The organism is Polynucleobacter alcilacus, assembly GCF_018881545.1.
Lineage (GTDB): Bacteria > Pseudomonadota > Gammaproteobacteria > Burkholderiales > Burkholderiaceae > Polynucleobacter > Polynucleobacter alcilacus.
The window spans coordinates 862046-880542 of sequence record NZ_JACVQD010000001.1 but is presented as its reverse complement, the minus strand read 5'-3'; the positions used below and the strand labels follow the sequence as shown (position 1 = coordinate 880542).

The window sequence follows — 18497 nt, the reverse complement described above, 5'->3', positions numbered from 1 at the left end:
GGGTTCGCTTAATTCGACGAATTCAGTTTACGAATGCATGACACCCGAAGATTGGTGCTGTTTTCTAGTTGTCGTCTAAATGCCATGTTATCAAGCTAGTGACACAAAAGTTATACAAACAAATTCAGCAGGCATAACCTGTTGTTTTGTATGTGACTTTAATAACGTAACTATTAAAATTTAGTAAGCCTATTATCATTAAGTTTTGACATATTTACTAATTGGCCCTCCATGGGAAGTATCACACAAGACATCAAAGAATCCTGCCTAGGTATCTATGAGACAGCCCTGGAAAAGAGGGATGACTTCCTACTGTTTTTGCGGGAGGCATGGCTCATATTACTCATTATATTATTGGTGTTAATAGGGGTCTGGTGGTATGCCGATCCACCGCCCCCAAGGCGGGTAGTGATTGCAACCGGACCGCCTGGTGGAGTGAATGAGATTTTAGGAAAGAAGTACGCTACCTTTTTTGAGAAAAAAGGCATTGTTCTTGAGCTACTTCCGACCAAAGGTACCGCGGAAAATATCACTCATTTAGTCGACCGCAAGGATCCAGTGCAAGTTGCCTTTGTGCAGTCAGGTACATTCCATCCGCATGATGCTCCGGGGGTAGAGTCATTGGGCGCAATTAATTATTTGCCGATTTGGTTCTTTTATCGTGGTCCTGAGCTGAAGCAACAGGATTTTCAGAACATGAAGGCGACCACCCAATATTTTTTAAAGTCCAGATTATCTGTGGGTGAAAAAGGTAGCGCTTCTTATGCTCAGACCATGCTTTTACTAAAGGCCAATGGATTCGATGAAGGCCCCAATTTTGTTCATCTCTCCAACTTACAGTCCGCCGAAGCTTTAGAAAAAGGGGAAATAGATGCTGCGATCATCGTAGAAAGTTATGATGCGCCTGTCGTACAGAAATTATTGGCAGATCCAAATCTGCATCTAGCGGGATTTCCACGGGCTAAGGCACTAATACGTTCGATGCCATACTTACATATCCTGGATGTCCCAGAGGGTGGATTTAGTCTGGGACGCAACTTCCCTGCAACCGACATCACGCTGTTGGCCTCAACAACTAATCTGTTGATTGATGACAAAATGCATCCAGCACTACAGTTTTTATTTTTAGAAGCGGCACGCGAAATTAATGGAAAGGCCAGTTTCTTTGCCAGGCAAGGCGAATTCCCCTCCTTTAAAAATTTAGCGCTCCCAGAAAGCCCCGTGGCTTTGCATTATGAAAAAAATAGTTCACCATTATTGATGCTTTATTTTCCGTTTTGGTTAGCAGAGTTAATTAATCGCTTAGCTTTCGTATTTTTGCCATTCTTGGCCTTGTCGTATCCAATGCTATTGATGTTGCCGGGATATCGTAATAAGCGGATGCAGCGAAAAATTGCTGCGCTCTACGCTACTCTAAGGATGTACGAAGAAGAGCTCACTGAAAATTTTTTGCCAGAAGTCAGAGATGTCTATCTGAAGAAATTAGACTTGCTGGAATATGAGGCTCTCAAAATCCAGGTTCCTAGGAGCTTGATTAGTTCTTATTACTCCTTGCGGACCAGCATAGACTTTGTTCGTAGCTGCCTTAATCGGGGTGTTCAACCTTATCAGGTAGTCAGCGAAGATGTCATTCTGAAATGATTTGTTCAAATAAAAAAGAGACCCAGACGCCTCTTTTTTATTTACCATTAACCCATCTCAACCCAAGCAGCTTCTATTAATAGGGGTTCTTTCATGCCTGTAGCTTCTGTATCGAAAATAATAGTTTTGGACATGGGTAATGAGGTTGGTAGATATTTAGTTACATATCCTAGAAAATAGTCAAAATATTACTAATGGTAAATGAAAGGGTCTGCTCTCATAATCCTTTGGTCCCAGGTTCAAGTCCTGGTGGGCCCACCAGCAATATCAATGACTTAGTGTGAGAGCGCTAGGTCATTTTTCATTGATGTGTAGTCGGTATGTAGCTAATATCGCCACTAAAGATATTTGGCTCTAGCTTGGAGCAATCAACTACTTGTTGCCCCTGTTTTATAAGCGCTCAGTGACTACTTTCGGCCTTGGAGATAATATACTTACTAAAATTAGTATATCTAAGAAAATCTAAATGAATCGATTTTTTCAACAAGTAAATGCCTTATTTAAAAACTGGCTTATTTCAGCTTTATATTTCTCGGTCTGGTTTTGTGCGCTGACTTTTTATAACGAGGCAGCGTTGCACTTAGAGCCTTCTGCGGTGAGAGGGTATGGATTCGCTATTTTTCAGGCTGTGCTGTTAGCTAGATTCTTAACAATGGCCGAATTGATTCTGCCAACGGAGTTGATATTAAAACATTCAGTCTATTTGGCAATTCTCTTTCGCACTACTGGAGTATCCATACTCGTCATGTTATTTCGGCTTTTTTCGATAGGTTTGGAGGGCTTGTTTTACTATAAGCCCTTCTTAGAATCTATCCTCAATTTTTTTGAGGATGATATTAAGCATGGATTAGCCGTATTTTTTATGTACTGGTTGATTATCATGCCCTATATTGTTTATGGCATCCTAAAGCACCTCGCTGGCGAAAGAGATTTGGAAGCCCATCTTTTAGCAAGCCGAAATCGAGATTAATGGTTTTAGGGGGTTCATAGAGAGGCTATATAGTCGCCACCAAAGCTATTCTGCTAGGTGACTCAGTGGCCTATTTTCTTTTTCTGAAATATGCATTATTGTGAACTTGAATTTTATCCGCGAATTTAAATGACTATTTAAAATCTGGTCCTAAATGCAGGCAAATCCATCAAATCAAAAAATCTACTCCTTAGTATTAGCTGCATTGGGTATCGTTTACGGTGATATAGGTACCAGTCCGCTTTATGCGTTTGAGCAGGCCTTCAGTCCAGGCCTGCATGCAGTTCCAATCTCTGAAGCTAACGTTCTTGGCGTCTTGTCACTATTTTTTTGGTGCCTTGTGATGATTGTTACTGTCAAGTATGTGCTCATTGTGATGCGTGCTAATCATAAGGGTGAGGGTGGAATCCTTTGTTTGGTCAGAAAACTGCTCGATCGATCTCATGGAAGACCTATTATCAAAGGACTATTAATCTTTGCTGGGTTATTGGGCGCAGCTTTCTTTTATGGAGATGGGGTGATTACCCCAGCAATCTCAGTTCTGTCTGCGGTTGAGGGGATGGAGGTAATCTCTCCTTCATTAAAACCTTACGTGATACCTGTTGCCCTGACTATTCTGGTGGTATTGTTTTTGGGGCAACGATTTGGCACGGCAAAGATTGGTATTTTATTTGGTCCGGTAATGGTCGTATGGTTTGTCTTAATCGGTGTGCTAGGTTTCTTAAATATCTTAGAAAATCCACAAGTGTTACTTGCAATGAATCCGATTTACGCGCAAGAATTTGTCTCCAATAACGGCCTTCTCCCATTCTTTGCTCTAGGTGCAGTGGTCTTATGCGTTACGGGGGCGGAAGCCTTGTACGCGGATATGGGCCACTTCGGTTCCAAACCAATTCAGCTGGCATGGGTTGGTTTTGTTTTGCCTGCTTTAGCACTAAATTATTTTGGGCAAGGCGCTTTACTACTCAAGTCACCAGAGTCGCTTAGTCAGCTCTTTTATCTGATGGCGCCAGCTTCGTTTCATATTGCCTTCGTAATTTTTGCAACATTGGCAACGATTATCGCCTCTCAAGCAGTGATTTCAGGAGCGTTCTCAATCACGAAGCAGGCTATCGACTTGGGGTTTTGGCCCAAGATGCGTGTAGTGCAAACCTCTACGCATCATGCCGGTCAAATTTATGTCCCCACCATCAATCTCATGTTGCTTGTCATGGTAGTGATTGCTGTTCTATTTTTTAAATCATCTAATGCATTAGCGACGGCTTATGGTATTGCTGTGACTGGAACAATGGTGTTAACAGATTTTCTCGGAATGTATGTTGCAATTAAGATTGCACGCTGGAACGTATTTTTAGTGACGATAGTCGCCATTTTCTTCATATTGATCGACTTAGCCTTCTTTACATCTAACGCAACGAAGTTTATGGATGGTGGATGGTTTCCCTTGGGTATGAGCGTGGTGTTGGTTATCTTTATGGCAGTAGTATTTTTGAGTCCTAAGAAAGAGCAGTTATAGTCTTGTCGCCCTCATGGGGTGGAATATTGTTATATGAAGTGCAAAAATAACCCGATGAGTAAAACCAAGAAAATAGATGGCGCTGACTTAAAGCATTCATCAAGTATTGAGGTAGGGAAAGCGTTACGTAAGACTCACCCACTCAATGCGCATGAAATGATCAAGGCTCGCCCCAAAGGCTTTGACTCCAATGCAATTTTTGAGATATCTCCACGAATTTGCTTACACATTTGCTTGCACACCGACACTGACCACCCGCAGACCCCCTTTTTATAAGGGTCTATCTTGGATGTCTGCTATCATAATCCTTTGGTCCCAGGTTCAAGTCCTGGTGAGCCCACCAGAAATGAAAATACCAACCTTCGGGTTGGTATTTTTTTGAGCGTTACTTTAAGTAACTCTGGGTGTACTAAAAAGTATGTAGGCAATTTCTACCAAAATCTTGGGTTAGCCCTTCTCCAGGCACTTGCCAAATAGCAATGATCACCATTAAATGCCAATTCTGGAGATTGCTCCATTAGTGAGCCAGCTTCCATGTGCATAAGATTCTTTGAGAATGGCTGAACTATACTATTTTCATCTCGCTTCATGATGTAATCTGGATTTAGCTCTGAGGTATGATTCAAGCCTGCCGCCATCAGAATTTCTGAAAGTGCATGAAGTGTATTGTGATGAAAGTGATAAACGCGTTGACCTTTATCCTCCGGGTCAAGAGCCCTTTGTCTTAATGGATTCTGGGTTGCTACGCCAGTAGGACACTTATCCGTATTACAAGTCCTTGATTGAATACACCCAATAGCAAACATAAAACCCCTGGCAGAATTGCACCAATCAGCACCTATTGAGCATACCCTGACAATGTCAAATGCAGAAATAATTTTTCCTGCAGCGCCAATCTGGACTCTATCTCGAAGATTTGCTGCAATCAATGTCGTATGAATTAAGCGCAGGCTATCCCGCATTGGCATCCCAATATGGTCAATAAATTCAACAGGGGCTGCCCCAGTTCCCCCCTCGCTACCATCAACAACAATAAAATCTGGAGCTAATCTTGTTTCAATCATTGCTTTAAGAATAGCAAACCAATCGTCTGGTTTTCCAACGCACAACTTGATGCCAACTGGCTTGCCATTGGATTTTTCCCTCAAGGTAGTAATGAATTCGAGCATTTCAATGGGATTATTAAAAGCGGTATGCCGACTAGGCGAAATACAATCCACTCCCATAGGTACTCCACGGGTATGGGCAATTTCTGCAGTAATCTTGGCTGCCGGCAAAATTCCACCGTGACCTGGTTTTGCACCCTGAGATAATTTAATTTCAATCATTTTAATTTGTGGGTCAGCTGCAACTTGAATGAACTTCTCGAGGTCAAACCGCCCATCATCAAATCGACAACCAAAGTAACCAGATCCGATCTCCCATATCAGATCACCGTCATGAACTTTGTGATATTTGGATACTGATCCCTCACCTGTATCCTGAGCAAAACCACCTAATTTTGCCCCTTTGTTTAATGCAAGAATTGCATTGGCCGACAAGGACCCAAAACTCATCGCTGAAATATTAAAAACAGAGATTGAGTAAGGTTGCGCACAATTCTGATTTCCAATACTCACTCGCAAGTTATTAGGATTGATTGCTATTTGCGATGGTGCATTCGAATAGCTAAGCCACTCATGCCCATTTGAATAGACATTTTCAATTGTTCCGAAAGGACGTTGGTCAGATAAATTTTTTGAGCGCTGATACACCAAAGCTCGTTGATTTCGTGAAAACGGTAATTTCTCACCATCCGACTCCAGAAAGTACTGACGCACTTCGGGGCGAATAAATTCAAGCCAAAATCTTAAATGTCCAATGACTGGGTAATTACGTAAGATCGAATGCTTTTTTTGTACCAGGTCCATAAAACCAACTAGACCTAAAGCTGTAAAGGCAAAAAATGCAAGCCAAATTTTAACTATGGAACCATCTAGAATAAGTAAGAAGCTAAAATAGACGCTTAGTACTATGGATAATTGCCAGACGAAGTAACGTGTCATATTTTCCTTGCAATTTATATGACAATCATACAAAAGAAATGTGTCAGATCTAGAGTCTTTTAATGTGGAGTCAGTGCTTTTAATGATTTTTAAACGACATTAAATAACTTGTAATGAAGTTGTCATATTTCAGGGTAGCTGTGAGGGTTCAAAATCTGCTTGCTGTCTAAGGAGATAGTCTCTTCGAGGGGTGTATCGTCTTTGGCAGGTCTAAAGATGGTGTCAATATGCTGATCTACTTTACGAACATTAATCAAGGAAATTACGGATTCCTCATTCCTTGGCGGGGGTAATTGTTAGCTGTGCCATAAATCCCCTTTAGTTAATGCGTATTTATATCTCAGAAAAATGTCGTAAATCTCGTTAAGATAAGAGCATGACTGAAGATAAACAAACCTTCCTAGATAGAAAATTACGCCCCTTGCCGCGTTGGATTTTTATGTCCCGCTGGTTGCAGGCACCCCTCTATATTGGTCTGATTGTTGCCCAAGGGGTATATGTTTGGCAATTTTGGTTAGAGCTCGTCCATCTGGTTAGCATGATGGCGGATAAGAGTATGACTGAAACCGCGCTCATGCTGGTGGTCTTAGGATTAATCGATGTGGTGATGATCTCTAACCTGCTAGTGATGGTCATTGTTGGCGGATGGGAAACATTTGTCTCTCGTTTGGAATTAGAGAATCATCCCGATCAGCCCGAGTGGTTATCTCATGTAAATGCGGGTGTACTCAAAGTAAAGCTGGCCACCGCCATCATTGGTATTTCATCTATCCATTTGCTTAAGACTTTCATCAATGCGGCATCCTATGATGAAAAAACGCTCATGTGGCAAACCATCATCCACATTACCTTTGTACTTTCAGCAGTTGCTATAGCCTATACAGAAAAGCTAGTGACTTCAGCTCATAAGCATCAATAAAGATAAGTCATCTAAGGGGCTGAGATGCATTCTTTCAACAATCTCATCCAGATATCTACTAACGCGCTTTAGGCATTACGAAATTGTTCTCCAGCAGTCATGCGCCCTAAGTGATAGAGCGGGCATTTTGGACATCTGCGCTCATCATTCTTTAGTTCCACGCTTAAGTCCTAGTGGCGTAACATTGAAATCAACAGCTTAGGGAGAAATTCCTCAGTTGTTTTTCTTTCTCTGCCCCTCGGTGTGTCGGCATTCTCTATGCATCTTCAACGGCGAGCCTACTTAATCAAAATTACATTACTGCGAGTGGGGCAAGAACCCTATCCTAATAGGTAAATTAAGGGGGTCTAATTCCCCTGCGGGCATAAAATCAGAGAATCATTTAAAGTTAATTCTATGAACCAGCCCGTCCACTACACACCCATTGAGTTTTCTGATCGAATTGCGCTCTTTTTCACCAAAGGCATGCGGTTTTTTGCTGATACCTTTTTTAAGAAACGCTACGGACACCGAGCTGTTGTTCTTGAAACGGTTGCAGGAGTTCCTGGAATGGTTGCTGGAATGTGGACTCATTTAACAAGCCTGCGTTCCATGAAGGCCGGCTATGGACCAAAGATTCGTACGCTTTTAGCAGAGGCTGAGAATGAAAGAATGCATTTAATGACTTTCATTGAGATTGCTAAGCCCAATATATTTGAGCGTTACCTTGTCTTGATTGCACAGGCTATTTTCTGGAATTTCTTTTTTATCGTTTATGTATTTTTTCCAAGAACAGCCCATCGCATAGTCGGCTATTTTGAGGAGGAGGCAGTTTATTCCTATACTGAATATCTTAAAGAAATTGATGAGGGACGTATAGCCAATGTGCCAGCCCCAAAGATCGCCATTGACTATTGGAAATTGGAATCCAATGCAACCCTCAGAGATGTTGTGATTGCTGTCCGTAATGATGAAGCGCATCATCGGGATACCAATCACCAATTTGCCAGCGACTACGACCAAAAGTCGTAAGATTATCGGTATCAGCGCCTAAAGAGGGCGGGACTGCTAGTAGAGTTTATGAAGGTTTAAAAATGAAGACTCCAGATAAGCGTTGCTGTGGCTCCGGTGTTTGCATCATTAATGATGCTGGAGAATGCTGGTGTGGCCAAGTATGGGATGGTGAAAAGATGGCTGCACCCAGCTTAAATATGAAACCTATCCCATCCCCAATTCAGAATCCAAGTACAGACAAGACTAAACCTGAGTTGTAGGAGCAGGTTTAAGGCATGCCTTGCTTGCAGAGTCCTCTGCCGGCTTGAGCCATGGAGGTCTTTTGTTGCTGTTATTTAATTCATCCAATTGCGAAGAATTCAAATTATTGAGTAACTGCTTGGATGTGCACTCGCAATAGGGCCGAAAATCCTCTGGAGAAATTGCTTTCAACTTCTGATGTTGCTGGACTTGATTTTGAATGCAGCTCTCTAAGTAGCTCGGACTTAGTTGCTTATTAGAATTGGTCTGAGCAGAAGCAACACTCAATGCGGCTAGTGACAGCGTTACTAAAGTAAAGTGATTTCGTATATTCATGATAGTTTTGCCAGGAGATAGATAAACACAGCTAGCTGAAAAAAATTAATAACAACGCTAGCCCCATGGAGCCAATGGAACTGCTTAGTGTTGCCATTGTCTTTAGCGTTATTTATTTTCCCTGTGAGGTAAAAGAGGGTGAATCCAAAAAGTACAGCGCAGATTGCAAGCAAGATTTAGCTCAGCAATTCAGGCGCTGTAAAAACGCAGACAGCAGTGATTAAGCCTAAGCTTGCGTAATATTTAGGGAAAAAATTTCTCACGTATTTACTAGACCATTCGATTGGAAGCACCTTAAAAACTGTAGGTGCTACAACGACTGTGAAAAATAGTATGATGCCAACCATGCCAGATATTAAGTAACTCGTAATCATGATCACTTTCTTAATCCATTATCCGTAGACTCTACGAAATGAGTGGGCGGCCACCCCATCTTTAAGGGCCTCACGTACAGGCATTGCAATTAAATCAATACTCATTTTGACTGCTAAGCGCTCTAGATGGCTTGGGGTTGGTTTATGAATCAAGGGGTAGACCCAGTCGGGAAGGTTCAAAATACCAGCGCGGCTAATGAGCTTAATAAAGGGTTTTGCTGTGAGATTACTTGGAAAGTTTTCTAGTAAATTCAGAATACTTTGGGCACGCTCGCCAAAATAAAGCTCTGGGATATAGCTTTTGATAGCCTCACTCGTACCAGCATAAGTGATTGGCAAATCTACAGCACCCATCTTATTGCCAAGTAAGGTCATCTCTAGAAAGTATCGGTCTTTATCTTGAGGACTGAACTGCTCTTTGCGATAGCCTTCATAAGCACTCATGAAGCTACGAGTCTCAGTGAGGTGTACCCATGCTAGTAAATGGGGATCAGTAGCTGAGTAAGGTTTACCAAACTCATCCAAGCCAGTAATCTTGGTATGGATTTGATTCACCTTTTTAATAATATTATTAGCCATCTCTTCAGAGCCATAGGTAGTAGCAGCTATAAAAAATGCTGTTCTCCCTAATCTACCTTTGAGATCCTCCCTAAAACTAGAGTGATCCCAGACCCCTGCTAGCGCTTGTGGATGAAGGGCTTGTAGGATTAGTGAGCTAATTCCGCCAATCATCATAGAGATGAAGTCGGCATGCACTTTCCAGGCTATGGACTCCGGACCAAATAAGCCCCTATCTCCTTTTGGAGCTAAAAACGCTACGGGAGGACCGCTGCCCCCCACCATTTCTCGAATCGTTTTACGAATGAGCTCATCTAGCATGGCATTAATGCATCATGAGTTTTCTTAAATCGTCATCTTCAATGATTTCGGTAATGAGATCGAGTCTGATTCTAGGATTAGTTTGCGCCAGCAAGTGATTCTTTTGGGCTAAGGAGATTGGCAAGAGCTCGGCTAGTCGATTGGAAACCCAGCCACAATCATCTACCTTAAATGGTTTCTTAAAAGGTGCATCCCCTAAAAGATCTTCACTTTGAATAACTGTAATGATTTGATCTAAAAGCTGAGCCACCTTTTGATGCTCTTGCGGAATTAAGGTAAAGGGGTCATTTTCTAAAAGCGTCACCTCGCCAATCCAAAGTCCACTAGCTTCTTGTTTGCTACTCAATAAGGTAAAGCGCTGCGTGCCAAATGACTTGGTCATATACAGTGCGGGCTGGATAGGGTCAAAGTCCTCAATTTGGGCTAATGTGCCAATGTTGGAAAAGGAGCGGGACAGATCTTCTTCAATCACCTCTGGGTTTTTAATAATGCTTACAACGCCAAATTCGGTCTTTTCTCGTAAGCATTGCTTAATCATGTCGAGATAGCGAGCCTCAAAAATCTTCAGAGCAATCACGCCATCTGGAAATAGAACGGTGCCTAGGGGAAATAAAGGAATTTGGCGGACGGTAGGGGTGGATTTAGTCATCTGTTCAATGTAATGGATTTATCCCATCTTTGCTGATGCCCAATGAGAGCCAAATACCCCCACTGTTTTTTCTCGTAGCCAACACCAAACCGCGTTTCCGTTTACATTGGAAGCTAAATACTAGGAGATTCAAATGATTCAAAAACTACGTGTCAAGCTTGCGCGCTGGATTCTGGGTAAGCATTGCCCCTGCTACCAAATGGGTTATCACAATATGGTCGATTTTCAACAAAGAAGTGCTGACCAGTTGGCTAAAGCTCAAGAGCGCAACCAGATTAAATAAGCACCCCATTATTCTCGGGCCGTCGACATGAGCATGAAACGTTGGCAAATGCGCAGAAACTGCGCTCTGACCCCTAAGCAGCTTCTGCAGTTTTATATTGTTTTAGTCTGCCTCTCGCTGACCGTAGCAATCGGCTTCCTTTTAGCTGGGGTGTGGGTTATCCCGATTTTTACAACCCTTGAATTACTGGCAGTAACGACTGGCTTTTTAATCTACAGTAGACATGCACTAGATTGTGAAACGATTGAGATTGAAGGCAAGCGTTTGATGGTCAAAAAATTTATTGGCTACAAAGAAACCGTTTATGAATTTAACACCCAATGGGCAAAAATTGAGTTACCGATTGAGGGTTCAAAAACCTTTCATATCAGCCAATCCAACTTACGGGTTGAGCTCGGCCAGTTTGTAAGGCATGAGCAGCAAATTGCATTGCTAGCGCAAGTGCGGGTTTGCCTAGGATGATTGGGTATCCTTAGGCGCTTCAACCATGAAATAAAAAGGGTTAATTAATGCGCTGCAGCACAAAGTCTGAATCGGTTTCATACTAGTTGAAATCTAACATTTACGTCAAAAATACTATGGAAGTTACTAAAGCAGTTAAAGCAGCCCTAAATACATTGGTCGATATTGCAAGCCACTCGACCAATGGCCAACTTGTGCCTGTTCCAGAAATAGCCCAAAGACTGCAAATATCGATTAGTCGCATTGAACTGTTGTTGCGACCTCTCCGAGAATCAGGGTTAGTGATTGGGATTAAAGGGCGGACTGGGGGTTATCAACTCTTAAAAGATCCCCGCATGATTTCGATCAAAGATATTGTTTTGGCAATGAATAGCATCAAAAAAAGAAAAGTAGAGGTGTCTGATATTGCAAAAGATCTCTATCAGTCGCTAGAGGCTTACATGATGAATTGCATCTCTAATGTCACTTTGGCCTCTGCCATTAAAGATTACATTCCCCGCTTTAGCGAGGTAAAAACGGCGCCTGAAACAAGGCCCTATTTTCCTGCTGAGACTGAGGTGAAGACCAAACAAGAAAAAAGCCCTAAGGGGGAGATCCAAAAAGTGGTGAAGAGCGCATTTAAAAAGGTTGAAGACACTCCTCGCGGGCCAAATTCTATTTTTAGCTTTGCTGACTACCTCAATAGAAACTCACCAGTAAACTAAAGCTCCAAAGTCATTTGAAGTGAATACCAAAGAGGTCTCGTACCCTAATTTAGCTTTTGTTGACATTGAAACTACCGGTTCTCATTTTGAGCGCGATCGCATTACAGAGATTGGCATCAAAACACTCGCTAGTAACCAAATTCAGGTATGGGAACAGTTAATTAACCCGCAAACGTTTATCCCGCAAAATATTCAAAGATTGACCGGCATATCGCCGCAAATGGTGGAGAACCAACCCTCTTTTGATCAAATTGCAAGAGAGTTAAAGCAAGAGCTTGAAGGAAAAATATTCATTGCTCACAATGCCCGATTTGATTACGGGTTCATCAAGGCTTCTTTTAAAAGAATCGGCATCGATTTCAGGCCAAAAGTTTTGTGCACGGTAAAGCTTTCAAGGTTGCTCTTTCCTGATCAGCCTCGCCATAATTTAGATACCATCATTCATGCGCATGACCTTCAGGTTAGCGCCCGTCATCGCGCACTAGGCGATGCCGACTTATTGCTGCAGTTTTGGCGAGTCTGCGAATCCAAATTTGGGAAAGAAAAACTCAGTGAGGTAATGAATCAACTGATTGGTAATCCTAGTCTGCCGCCAAATATAGACAAGGCATTAATAGACTCGATTCCTGAAGGACCTGGTTGCTATATCTTTTATGGCGATAACAAAATCCCGCTCTATATCGGTAAAAGTATTTCTCTGCGAAGTAGGGTGATGGGCCACTTTCAAGGAGCCTTAACGCAACGCAAAGAAATGAAACTATCTCTGCAAGTGAGAGACATTGATTGGATAGAGACTAGTGGTGAGTTGGGTGCCCTCATTTTAGAGTCTCAGTTAATTAAAGAGCGTATGCCCAGTATGAACATCAAGCTGCGTCGCTCTAAAGATCTCTGCGGATGGAGTTTAGTTGAAGATGAGTCTGGAGTTCTCATACCTACCTTAGTGACTCATCATCAATTGGTGCCTGGCTTGCAAGATAATTTATATGGTTTGTTTTATAGCAAACGGGAGGCCCACTCCTATCTGAAGGCTATAGCCAAAAAGTACCATCTTTGTGAAGCATTACTTGGCCTAGAGAAGAGAATTGAAGGCAAATCTTGTTTTGGTTATCAAGTAAAGCAATGTGGCGGAGCCTGCCTAAATCTCACCCCAGTTGCCTTACATAACTTACAACTAAAGACGACTTTAGAGTTTTTTAAGGTGCAGGTATGGCCCTATGCCGGGCCTATCGCAATTAAAGAGGGTGGGGAGATGATTGTGATTGATAAATGGTGCTATCTTGGCACCGCTATCAATGAAGATGAGCTTTACGAGTTAGCGGAATCTGGAGAAGCTGAATTTGATCTCGATATTTATAAGATATTAAAAAAAGCGTTATCGGGCCCTTATAAACAACAAGTGATGGATTTCTCAATTCACTGAATATCAAACTTGCTTCAAATTTTCTGATCCACCGAGATGAACCACCCGATGAGCTTCTTTTTCTGGAGCTTCATTCAGGGCTTCTAATCTCATAATCCTTTAGTCCCAGGTTCAAGTTTTGGCGAATCTGCCAGTGAAATTAACGACTTAGGGAGAAATTCCCAAGTCTTTTTCTATCCAAGCCATGAAATGGGTAAATACTTTTCACCTGTCTTTCACGATAACTTCAAACGACAGCTTTAACACTCTTGACCTCAAAGAATTTGTAATAATGGTTTATTGGGTAAGAAATTTTTATGGCCTTAGTTAGCTTTTCTTTTTCTAGAGAAATTTATGAATATTAAGAATGTTAAGGAACGTGCATTCGCAATGCCGCTTACCAATCCCTGATACCCAAAGGGCCCTTATGAATTTCGCGATCGAGAATATTTTATTGTTACCTACCGTACGGATCCAGTGGCATTGGCGAATGTATTGCCAGAACCTTTAATTGCTCCAGACATTTTTTGGTAGATCTCACTCTTGACTTAGGTGAAGTCGTGCATGACTATATGGTGGACTAACTAGTTGATTAGTTTGTTCTTGACGTAGTTTTTTATGCATTTAACCTAAATAGGAGTGATATGAAAAATCTTGCTTTGGCATTTCTATCTTTTGCTTTTTTGGTGGGTTCTAGTTACGCTGCCGATGCTCCAAATATTGTAGGCACTTGGAAAGCTATTTCTGGCGTTTCTTCGACGACTGGTACAGAACTAAAAAAAGCCCCAGCAGTTTTATCTCAACAACCTTGGCACTCTGAAATCAATATTACAGAACAAAAAGGTCGAGTGTTTAATGGTGCCACTAAGAGACCTGATGGTTCTCAGTTAATGTTGGCTGGCGCGTTTGCGGCAAACGGCAAGAACTTCACTATCTCTACGGATAAGGGAATCTTGACCGGTACTTATGAGGCAGGGAAGTTGGAATATTGCGGTGCCACCCTTTCCACAGAATATAACCTTACGTTCTGTTCAACTCTAGAAAAAGCTAAATAACATTTAAGAGCCAAATCTATAGTGAATATCTGAACTAGGCCCAAGTGCTGGTGGGTAAGCAGAAAATCAAACCCTCATCAGAAATGGTGAGGGTTTTATCTTTTAAGTTCTACTTAAATAAATAGCTAACCCTCTTTCAGGCGAGCACTTTTGCGCGATTTTTCATAAAAGTGATTGGGCTTTGATTTAACCCAATGAATGAATCGTTGCATTTCAGGATGCTCTTGAAGAGCGGCAGCGGTATTGAATTGTGAGGCTAGTTCGGTTTCTGTAAAAAGAGCATGGATTTGGCGATGACAGATTCGATGTAAATACTCCGTAGTTTTTCCACCCTTAGATTTGGGGATGAGGTGATGAGCATCTTTCTGGGCCTCCGGAATAGGGCGGTCGCAGATAGGACAGACTGCATTTACCACTTTGAGGCGTTGGGTTGGTGCAAGTGAAATTAGTTTTTGGCGAATTTTTCCAAGCATGTGATTCTTTGAAAAATGAGTGTTGAGTACAAGTTTAGTAAATAAGTCATAAACTTGCAGGGTGCCAAAAATTGCAATAAAAACACTTTCTGAAGCTGATATTTCTCGCCTGATTGAGATGGCCTGGGAAGACCGTACCCCATTTGATGCAATCGAGAAGTCCTTTGGCCTATCTGAGCCTCAAGTGATTCAGTTAATGCGTCATGAGCTAAAGCGAGGCTCATTTGAGTTATGGCGCAAGCGGGTAACTGGAAGGGCAACTAAGCATGTTGCTCTGCGAAGTAAGTTAGTTGAGCGCGCGTATTGTCCAACGCAGTACAAAAACAAATGAACCCACCTAAAAGCTTAGTCCTGATTCTGGGGGATCAGTTGGATTTAAAAGGGGCAGCCCTCAAAGGTTTTAATCTCAAGACTGATGAGGTCATCATGATTGAGTCCATTCCAGAGGCCGAATATGTCTGGTCTCACAAGGCCAAGATTGCACTCTTTTTATCTGCTATGCGGCACTTCGCCCAAAATCTCACCGAGCTTCATTACCCCCTCTCTTACATTCAAGACTCGCCTCTATCGATCGTTGAGACTTTAAGAGAAAAAATGATTCAAGAGGGAGTTACACACTTAATTTGTGTGGAACCAGGGGAGTGGCGCTTAAAGCAGCAAATAGAAGCATTAGCAAAAGAGTTATCACTCAAGCTGGATATGCGCGAGGACGATCACTTTTACTGCTCGCATCAAGAATTTACTGAATGGGTAGCCGATAAAAAAGAATTAAGGCTAGAGTACTTTTATCGCTTAATGCGTAAGCGCCATCATATTTTGGTTGATTCTGAGGGCAACCCTGAGAGTGGTCAGTGGAATTATGATCAAGATAACCGCAAGCCCTATCCCAAAAAAGGTCCTGGAATTATTGAGGCTCCAGTACTATTTGAACCAGATCATATTACAAAAGAAGTGCTGGCGTTCGTTAACGCGACCTACCCGAAGCATCCTGGGTCCTTGGATCATTTTCAATGGCCAGTTACTCGTTCACAAGCACTAGAGGCTCTAGATTATTTTGTGGAATACCGTTTAAGAAACTTTGGGGTATACGAGGATGCGATGTGGACTGATACCCCATTTGGTTGGCATTCCATTCTTTCGAGTTCGCTTAATCTGAAGTTACTCAATCCACGAGAGGTGATTGCTGCTGTTCTAGAGGCGTGGAAAAAATACTCCTTAGATCTTTCTACGGTCGAAGGATTTATTCGTCAAATTTTAGGCTGGCGAGAGTTTGTACGCGGCATGTATTACTTGGACATGCCCAAAATGGCTCAAGATAATTATTACAATCACCAAAGATCCCTGCCACAGTGGTATTGGACAGGCCAAACTAACATGGCCTGTATGAAAGATGCGATTGGCCAAACGCTACAGTATGGCTATGCCCATCATATTCAGCGCTTGATGGTTACCGGAAACTTTGCGTTATTGGCAGAGATCTTGCCCTCTGAAGTGTGTGATTGGTATTTGGCAATCTATGTTGATGCAATTGAGTGGGTCGAACTTCCCAATACTGCAGGTATGGCTTTATTTGCAAATGGCGGGCGCTTTACGAGTAAGCCCTATATTGCCAGCGGGGCCTATATCAAGCGGATGAGTAATTATTGCAACGCTTGTAAATATAAGCCAGATGTTCGCTTTGGAGAGAGTGCCTGTCCTGTCACAACCTTGTATTGGAATTTCTTAATCAAACATCGCAGTCAGTTCGAATCTAGTCCTCGGACAAAATTAATGACAGCAAACCTCAAAAGAATTAGCGATGAAGATCAACAGTTGATCGTAGACCATGCGCAATATGTACTAAACCACCTCAATGATTTATAGAACTTGAGATGAGCGTTGTCTTTAAGGGTAATAAAAGCTATCTACCCAGCAAAATTTGTGTTGTCTGCAAAAAAGAAATGGCGTGGAGAAAGTCCTGGGCTAAAAATTGGGAGTCAGTTAAATATTGTTCAGATGCTTGTAGGAAAAAGGCGCCCAAGGCTCAGAGCTAAATCATTAGCGAGCTACTACCAGGGTAATTTTTCGCCTGAATAGGAAATAAAACTTCCCGAATCTTCTTTCTTCAGATTTTCAATCACTCGAAACATGTCGGTTACAGCATCTTTTGCAGGCCTGCCAATCTGTTCACCGCGAAAGGGTTTAGAAAGTCTTGAGTTCACGGTACCGGGATGCATTGCAATCAAGGCGGTATTGGGTTTTGTACGAGCCCATTCAATAGCTGCTGTTTTAAGCAACATATTTAGCGCAGCCTTAGAGGCTCGGTAGCTGAACCACCCACCAAGACGGTTATCTTCGATGCTGCCGACCTTGGCAGAAAGGGTAAGCATGATGCTATTGTTGGGATCTAGTAATTGAGAGAAGTAGCGAATGGTTAGTGCTGGCCCAATGGCGTTGATCTTCATCAGCTCTTCCAGTTGTTCAGCATTGAGATCATCAAGCCTCTTTTCGGGCATCCATTTGCTAGTGTGTAAAACCCCAATCGTATTAATGATGAGCTGAAATGGCCCAGTGGGTATAAGTGCAGCAGCGCAGGATTTGATGGACTCTAAGTTTTCATAATTCATTGGAAATTCTGAATGGCGATGAACTTCTACAAGCTCCGAGCATGAAGGGTTATTTTTCAGCAGCTCTACAAACGCAGCGCCAATGGTTCCAGAGGAGCCAATGACTAGGGCGCGAAAGGGGTTCGGAAGTAATGCCATAAAGAATTCTTTTAAAAGAGCGAATGCGGTTTAGGGTGCTAACTCAGTTTAAACAAACTACACATAACACTACGTTTCGTACTGACTATTTATAAAGACCTCTGTTCAGGGGCTTGATCCCAAAGTGGCGGGGATTATCTTTTGGCACTACTCTTAGTGAGGGATTATGATTGGTAAATATATTAAGTGAGATATTTCTTTATATTAGAACGATATGACCCAGTTGATCGAATTAACTTATGTGAGTGAGCCTGCGCAAGAAATGTCATTTCTAGGGCTAATGCGCTTGCTTTATCACTCCTACTTAAGAAATACAAGCATGGGGGTTACAGGCGTCTTGATTTTTGAAAATAATCGCTTTGGTCAAGTCATTGAAGGCCCAAGGACCCAGATCGAAGAATTATGGGAAAAAATTCAAAAAGATACTAGACATAAAAATATTCGTCTCATAGACTCAAAGCCTATTGACCATAGAAGCTTTAGTAAGTGGACCATGGTTTTTCAGGGTAGTGAAGAGGTAGCTAAAAAATTACCTGAAATAGCAGTCGCCGTTGAGGACGTGAATTTTCCTGCAGGACATCCTCTTTTGATCGCTTTGAGGGATGGTGGCTAATGTCCGCTTGACTAAATTTTAGTCTCATCATTGACCCAACGTTTTTTGATTTAGAAAACCAAAGTGCCAGCCAGCGTTTTTTGTGAGCTTGTTAAACCAGTCACACAAAATGCTTCACACCGATAAACAGGCACTGTAAGCACTTAACATCCAGGCGATTTTATTTGGATACATGCTCTCATAATCCTTTGGGCCTAGTTTC

23 protein-coding genes and 1 pseudogene are annotated in these 18497 nt (G+C 42.1%); 17 read left to right on the top strand and 7 right to left on the bottom strand.

What is annotated here, in order from left to right:
- Positions 1-231: 231 nt before the first annotated feature.
- The 4 genes from ICN45_RS04550 to ICN45_RS04535 all read left to right on the top strand — a co-directional run bounded on the left by ICN45_RS04550 (position 232) and on the right by ICN45_RS04535 (position 4403).
- Positions 232-1641 carry a TAXI family TRAP transporter solute-binding subunit gene (locus ICN45_RS04550; protein ID WP_216173721.1) on the top strand — a complete coding sequence of 470 codons (1410 nt, stop codon included), beginning with the start codon at positions 232-234 and terminating at the stop codon, positions 1639-1641.
- Between the two features lie 466 nt (positions 1642-2107).
- A complete protein-coding gene (locus ICN45_RS04545; RefSeq protein ID WP_216173718.1) occupies positions 2108-2611 on the top strand; it encodes a hypothetical protein in 504 nt (167 codons plus the stop codon).
- A 154-nt stretch (positions 2612-2765) separates the two neighbouring features.
- Positions 2766-4127, top strand: coding sequence for a KUP/HAK/KT family potassium transporter (locus tag ICN45_RS04540; protein ID WP_216173716.1), 1362 nt, complete (start codon positions 2766-2768; stop codon positions 4125-4127).
- A gap of 54 nt (positions 4128-4181) precedes the next feature.
- Positions 4182-4403, top strand: a complete 222-nt coding sequence (locus ICN45_RS04535) for a hypothetical protein (RefSeq protein WP_216173713.1) — start codon at positions 4182-4184, stop codon at positions 4401-4403.
- A gap of 155 nt (positions 4404-4558) precedes the next feature.
- Here the strand turns inward: ICN45_RS04535 and ICN45_RS04530 are convergent, their stop codons facing one another.
- Positions 4559-6172 (bottom strand): FMN-binding glutamate synthase family protein, encoded by a 1614-nt coding sequence (locus ICN45_RS04530; RefSeq protein ID WP_216173710.1) that lies wholly within the window; start codon positions 6170-6172, stop codon positions 4559-4561.
- 376 nt (positions 6173-6548) lie between these two features.
- On the opposite strand from ICN45_RS04530, the gene ICN45_RS04525 reads away from it, so the two are divergent.
- The 3 genes from ICN45_RS04525 to ICN45_RS04515 all read left to right on the top strand — a co-directional run bounded on the left by ICN45_RS04525 (position 6549) and on the right by ICN45_RS04515 (position 8344).
- Positions 6549-7091 (top strand): TIGR00645 family protein, encoded by a 543-nt coding sequence (locus ICN45_RS04525; protein WP_216173707.1) that lies wholly within the window; start codon positions 6549-6551, stop codon positions 7089-7091.
- 396 nt (positions 7092-7487) lie between these two features.
- Positions 7488-8102: an alternative oxidase gene (locus ICN45_RS04520; RefSeq protein ID WP_216173705.1), complete on the top strand. Its 615-nt coding sequence runs from the start codon at positions 7488-7490 to the stop codon at positions 8100-8102.
- Positions 8103-8164: 62 nt separating this feature from the next.
- The gene (locus tag ICN45_RS04515) at positions 8165-8344 is read left to right on the top strand and encodes a hypothetical protein (protein ID WP_216173702.1); all 180 of its coding nucleotides are present in this window, start codon (positions 8165-8167) and stop codon (positions 8342-8344) included.
- Here ICN45_RS04515 and ICN45_RS04510 read toward each other — a convergent pair.
- From ICN45_RS04510 to ICN45_RS04495, 4 genes are all read right to left on the bottom strand, one after another.
- The gene (locus ICN45_RS04510) at positions 8328-8660 is read right to left on the bottom strand and encodes a hypothetical protein (protein ID WP_216173700.1); all 333 of its coding nucleotides are present in this window, start codon (positions 8658-8660) and stop codon (positions 8328-8330) included. The two genes, ICN45_RS04515 and ICN45_RS04510, sit on opposite strands and share 17 nt — an antisense overlap.
- Positions 8661-8836: 176 nt before the next feature.
- Complete coding sequence (locus ICN45_RS10505; protein ID WP_369411477.1) at positions 8837-9007, bottom strand: DUF4149 domain-containing protein; 171 nt, start codon at positions 9005-9007, stop codon at positions 8837-8839.
- A 45-nt stretch (positions 9008-9052) separates the two neighbouring features.
- Positions 9053-9913 carry an oxygenase MpaB family protein gene (locus tag ICN45_RS04500; protein ID WP_216173697.1) on the bottom strand — a complete coding sequence of 287 codons (861 nt, stop codon included), beginning with the start codon at positions 9911-9913 and terminating at the stop codon, positions 9053-9055.
- A gap of 4 nt (positions 9914-9917) precedes the next feature.
- Positions 9918-10562 carry an LON peptidase substrate-binding domain-containing protein gene (locus ICN45_RS04495; protein WP_216173695.1) on the bottom strand — a complete coding sequence of 215 codons (645 nt, stop codon included), beginning with the start codon at positions 10560-10562 and terminating at the stop codon, positions 9918-9920.
- Between the two features lie 133 nt (positions 10563-10695).
- On the opposite strand from ICN45_RS04495, the gene ICN45_RS04490 reads away from it, so the two are divergent.
- From ICN45_RS04490 to ICN45_RS04470, 6 genes and pseudogenes are all read left to right on the top strand, one after another.
- On the top strand, positions 10696-10845 hold the full coding sequence (locus tag ICN45_RS04490; protein ID WP_216173693.1) for a hypothetical protein: 150 nt from the start codon (positions 10696-10698) through the stop codon (positions 10843-10845).
- A gap of 33 nt (positions 10846-10878) precedes the next feature.
- Positions 10879-11307: a DUF2244 domain-containing protein gene (locus ICN45_RS04485; RefSeq protein WP_216173691.1), complete on the top strand. Its 429-nt coding sequence runs from the start codon at positions 10879-10881 to the stop codon at positions 11305-11307.
- An 86-nt stretch (positions 11308-11393) separates the two neighbouring features.
- On the top strand, positions 11394-12011 hold the full coding sequence (locus tag ICN45_RS04480; RefSeq protein ID WP_255531090.1) for an RrF2 family transcriptional regulator: 618 nt from the start codon (positions 11394-11396) through the stop codon (positions 12009-12011).
- Between the two features lie 19 nt (positions 12012-12030).
- Positions 12031-13431 carry a 3'-5' exonuclease family protein gene (locus ICN45_RS04475; protein WP_216173689.1) on the top strand — a complete coding sequence of 467 codons (1401 nt, stop codon included), beginning with the start codon at positions 12031-12033 and terminating at the stop codon, positions 13429-13431.
- Positions 13432-13764: 333 nt separating this feature from the next.
- Positions 13765-13932 (top strand): annotated as a pseudogene (locus ICN45_RS10405) (acetoacetate decarboxylase family protein); the annotation flags it as partial.
- Positions 13933-14054: 122 nt separating this feature from the next.
- The gene (locus tag ICN45_RS04470) at positions 14055-14465 is read left to right on the top strand and encodes a DUF2147 domain-containing protein (protein WP_216173686.1); all 411 of its coding nucleotides are present in this window, start codon (positions 14055-14057) and stop codon (positions 14463-14465) included.
- Between the two features lie 125 nt (positions 14466-14590).
- Here the strand turns inward: ICN45_RS04470 and ICN45_RS04465 are convergent, their stop codons facing one another.
- Positions 14591-14938 carry an HNH endonuclease gene (locus ICN45_RS04465; protein ID WP_216173683.1) on the bottom strand — a complete coding sequence of 116 codons (348 nt, stop codon included), beginning with the start codon at positions 14936-14938 and terminating at the stop codon, positions 14591-14593.
- A 61-nt stretch (positions 14939-14999) separates the two neighbouring features.
- Between ICN45_RS04465 and ICN45_RS04460 the strand changes: the two genes are divergently transcribed.
- The 3 genes from ICN45_RS04460 to ICN45_RS04450 are packed head-to-tail and all read left to right on the top strand — an operon-like array spanning position 15000 to position 16971.
- Positions 15000-15269: a TIGR03643 family protein gene (locus ICN45_RS04460; protein ID WP_216173681.1), complete on the top strand. Its 270-nt coding sequence runs from the start codon at positions 15000-15002 to the stop codon at positions 15267-15269.
- Positions 15266-16801 carry a cryptochrome/photolyase family protein gene (locus tag ICN45_RS04455; RefSeq protein ID WP_216173679.1) on the top strand — a complete coding sequence of 512 codons (1536 nt, stop codon included), beginning with the start codon at positions 15266-15268 and terminating at the stop codon, positions 16799-16801. Before ICN45_RS04460 ends, ICN45_RS04455 begins: the two co-directional genes overlap by 4 nt.
- An 8-nt stretch (positions 16802-16809) precedes the next feature.
- Entirely contained in the window at positions 16810-16971 is a 162-nt protein-coding gene (locus ICN45_RS04450) for a DUF2256 domain-containing protein (RefSeq protein WP_216173676.1), read from the top strand.
- Between the two features lie 15 nt (positions 16972-16986).
- Here ICN45_RS04450 and ICN45_RS04445 read toward each other — a convergent pair whose 3' ends face one another.
- On the bottom strand, positions 16987-17682 hold the full coding sequence (locus tag ICN45_RS04445; RefSeq protein ID WP_216173673.1) for an SDR family NAD(P)-dependent oxidoreductase: 696 nt from the start codon (positions 17680-17682) through the stop codon (positions 16987-16989).
- Positions 17683-17896: 214 nt separating this feature from the next.
- On the opposite strand from ICN45_RS04445, the gene ICN45_RS04440 reads away from it, so the two are divergent.
- Entirely contained in the window at positions 17897-18295 is a 399-nt protein-coding gene (locus ICN45_RS04440; RefSeq protein WP_216173670.1) for a BLUF domain-containing protein, read from the top strand.
- The last annotated feature ends 202 nt before the right edge of the window (positions 18296-18497 follow it).

Bases quoted from the DNA above. Each gene is read 5' to 3' on its own strand.
- ICN45_RS04550 (WP_216173721.1), top strand. From the start codon at position 232: ATGGGAAGTATCACACAAGACATCAAAGAATCCTGCCTAGGTATCTAT.
- ICN45_RS04545 (WP_216173718.1), top strand. From the start codon at position 2,108: ATGAATCGATTTTTTCAACAAGTAAATGCCTTATTTAAAAACTGGCTT.
- ICN45_RS04540 (WP_216173716.1), top strand. From the start codon at position 2,766: ATGCAGGCAAATCCATCAAATCAAAAAATCTACTCCTTAGTATTAGCT.
- ICN45_RS04535 (WP_216173713.1), top strand. From the start codon at position 4,182: ATGAGTAAAACCAAGAAAATAGATGGCGCTGACTTAAAGCATTCATCA.
- ICN45_RS04530 (WP_216173710.1), bottom strand. From the start codon at position 6,172: ATGACACGTTACTTCGTCTGGCAATTATCCATAGTACTAAGCGTCTAT.
- ICN45_RS04525 (WP_216173707.1), top strand. From the start codon at position 6,549: ATGACTGAAGATAAACAAACCTTCCTAGATAGAAAATTACGCCCCTTG.
- ICN45_RS04520 (WP_216173705.1), top strand. From the start codon at position 7,488: ATGAACCAGCCCGTCCACTACACACCCATTGAGTTTTCTGATCGAATT.
- ICN45_RS04515 (WP_216173702.1), top strand. From the start codon at position 8,165: ATGAAGACTCCAGATAAGCGTTGCTGTGGCTCCGGTGTTTGCATCATT.
- ICN45_RS04510 (WP_216173700.1), bottom strand. From the start codon at position 8,660: ATGAATATACGAAATCACTTTACTTTAGTAACGCTGTCACTAGCCGCA.
- ICN45_RS10505 (WP_369411477.1), bottom strand. From the start codon at position 9,007: ATGGTTGGCATCATACTATTTTTCACAGTCGTTGTAGCACCTACAGTT.
- ICN45_RS04500 (WP_216173697.1), bottom strand. From the start codon at position 9,913: ATGCTAGATGAGCTCATTCGTAAAACGATTCGAGAAATGGTGGGGGGC.
- ICN45_RS04495 (WP_216173695.1), bottom strand. From the start codon at position 10,562: ATGACTAAATCCACCCCTACCGTCCGCCAAATTCCTTTATTTCCCCTA.
- ICN45_RS04490 (WP_216173693.1), top strand. From the start codon at position 10,696: ATGATTCAAAAACTACGTGTCAAGCTTGCGCGCTGGATTCTGGGTAAG.
- ICN45_RS04485 (WP_216173691.1), top strand. From the start codon at position 10,879: ATGAAACGTTGGCAAATGCGCAGAAACTGCGCTCTGACCCCTAAGCAG.
- ICN45_RS04470 (WP_216173686.1), top strand. From the start codon at position 14,055: ATGAAAAATCTTGCTTTGGCATTTCTATCTTTTGCTTTTTTGGTGGGT.
- ICN45_RS04465 (WP_216173683.1), bottom strand. From the start codon at position 14,938: ATGCTTGGAAAAATTCGCCAAAAACTAATTTCACTTGCACCAACCCAA.
- ICN45_RS04455 (WP_216173679.1), top strand. From the start codon at position 15,266: ATGAACCCACCTAAAAGCTTAGTCCTGATTCTGGGGGATCAGTTGGAT.
- ICN45_RS04450 (WP_216173676.1), top strand. From the start codon at position 16,810: ATGAGCGTTGTCTTTAAGGGTAATAAAAGCTATCTACCCAGCAAAATT.
- ICN45_RS04445 (WP_216173673.1), bottom strand. From the start codon at position 17,682: ATGGCATTACTTCCGAACCCCTTTCGCGCCCTAGTCATTGGCTCCTCT.
- ICN45_RS04440 (WP_216173670.1), top strand. From the start codon at position 17,897: ATGACCCAGTTGATCGAATTAACTTATGTGAGTGAGCCTGCGCAAGAA.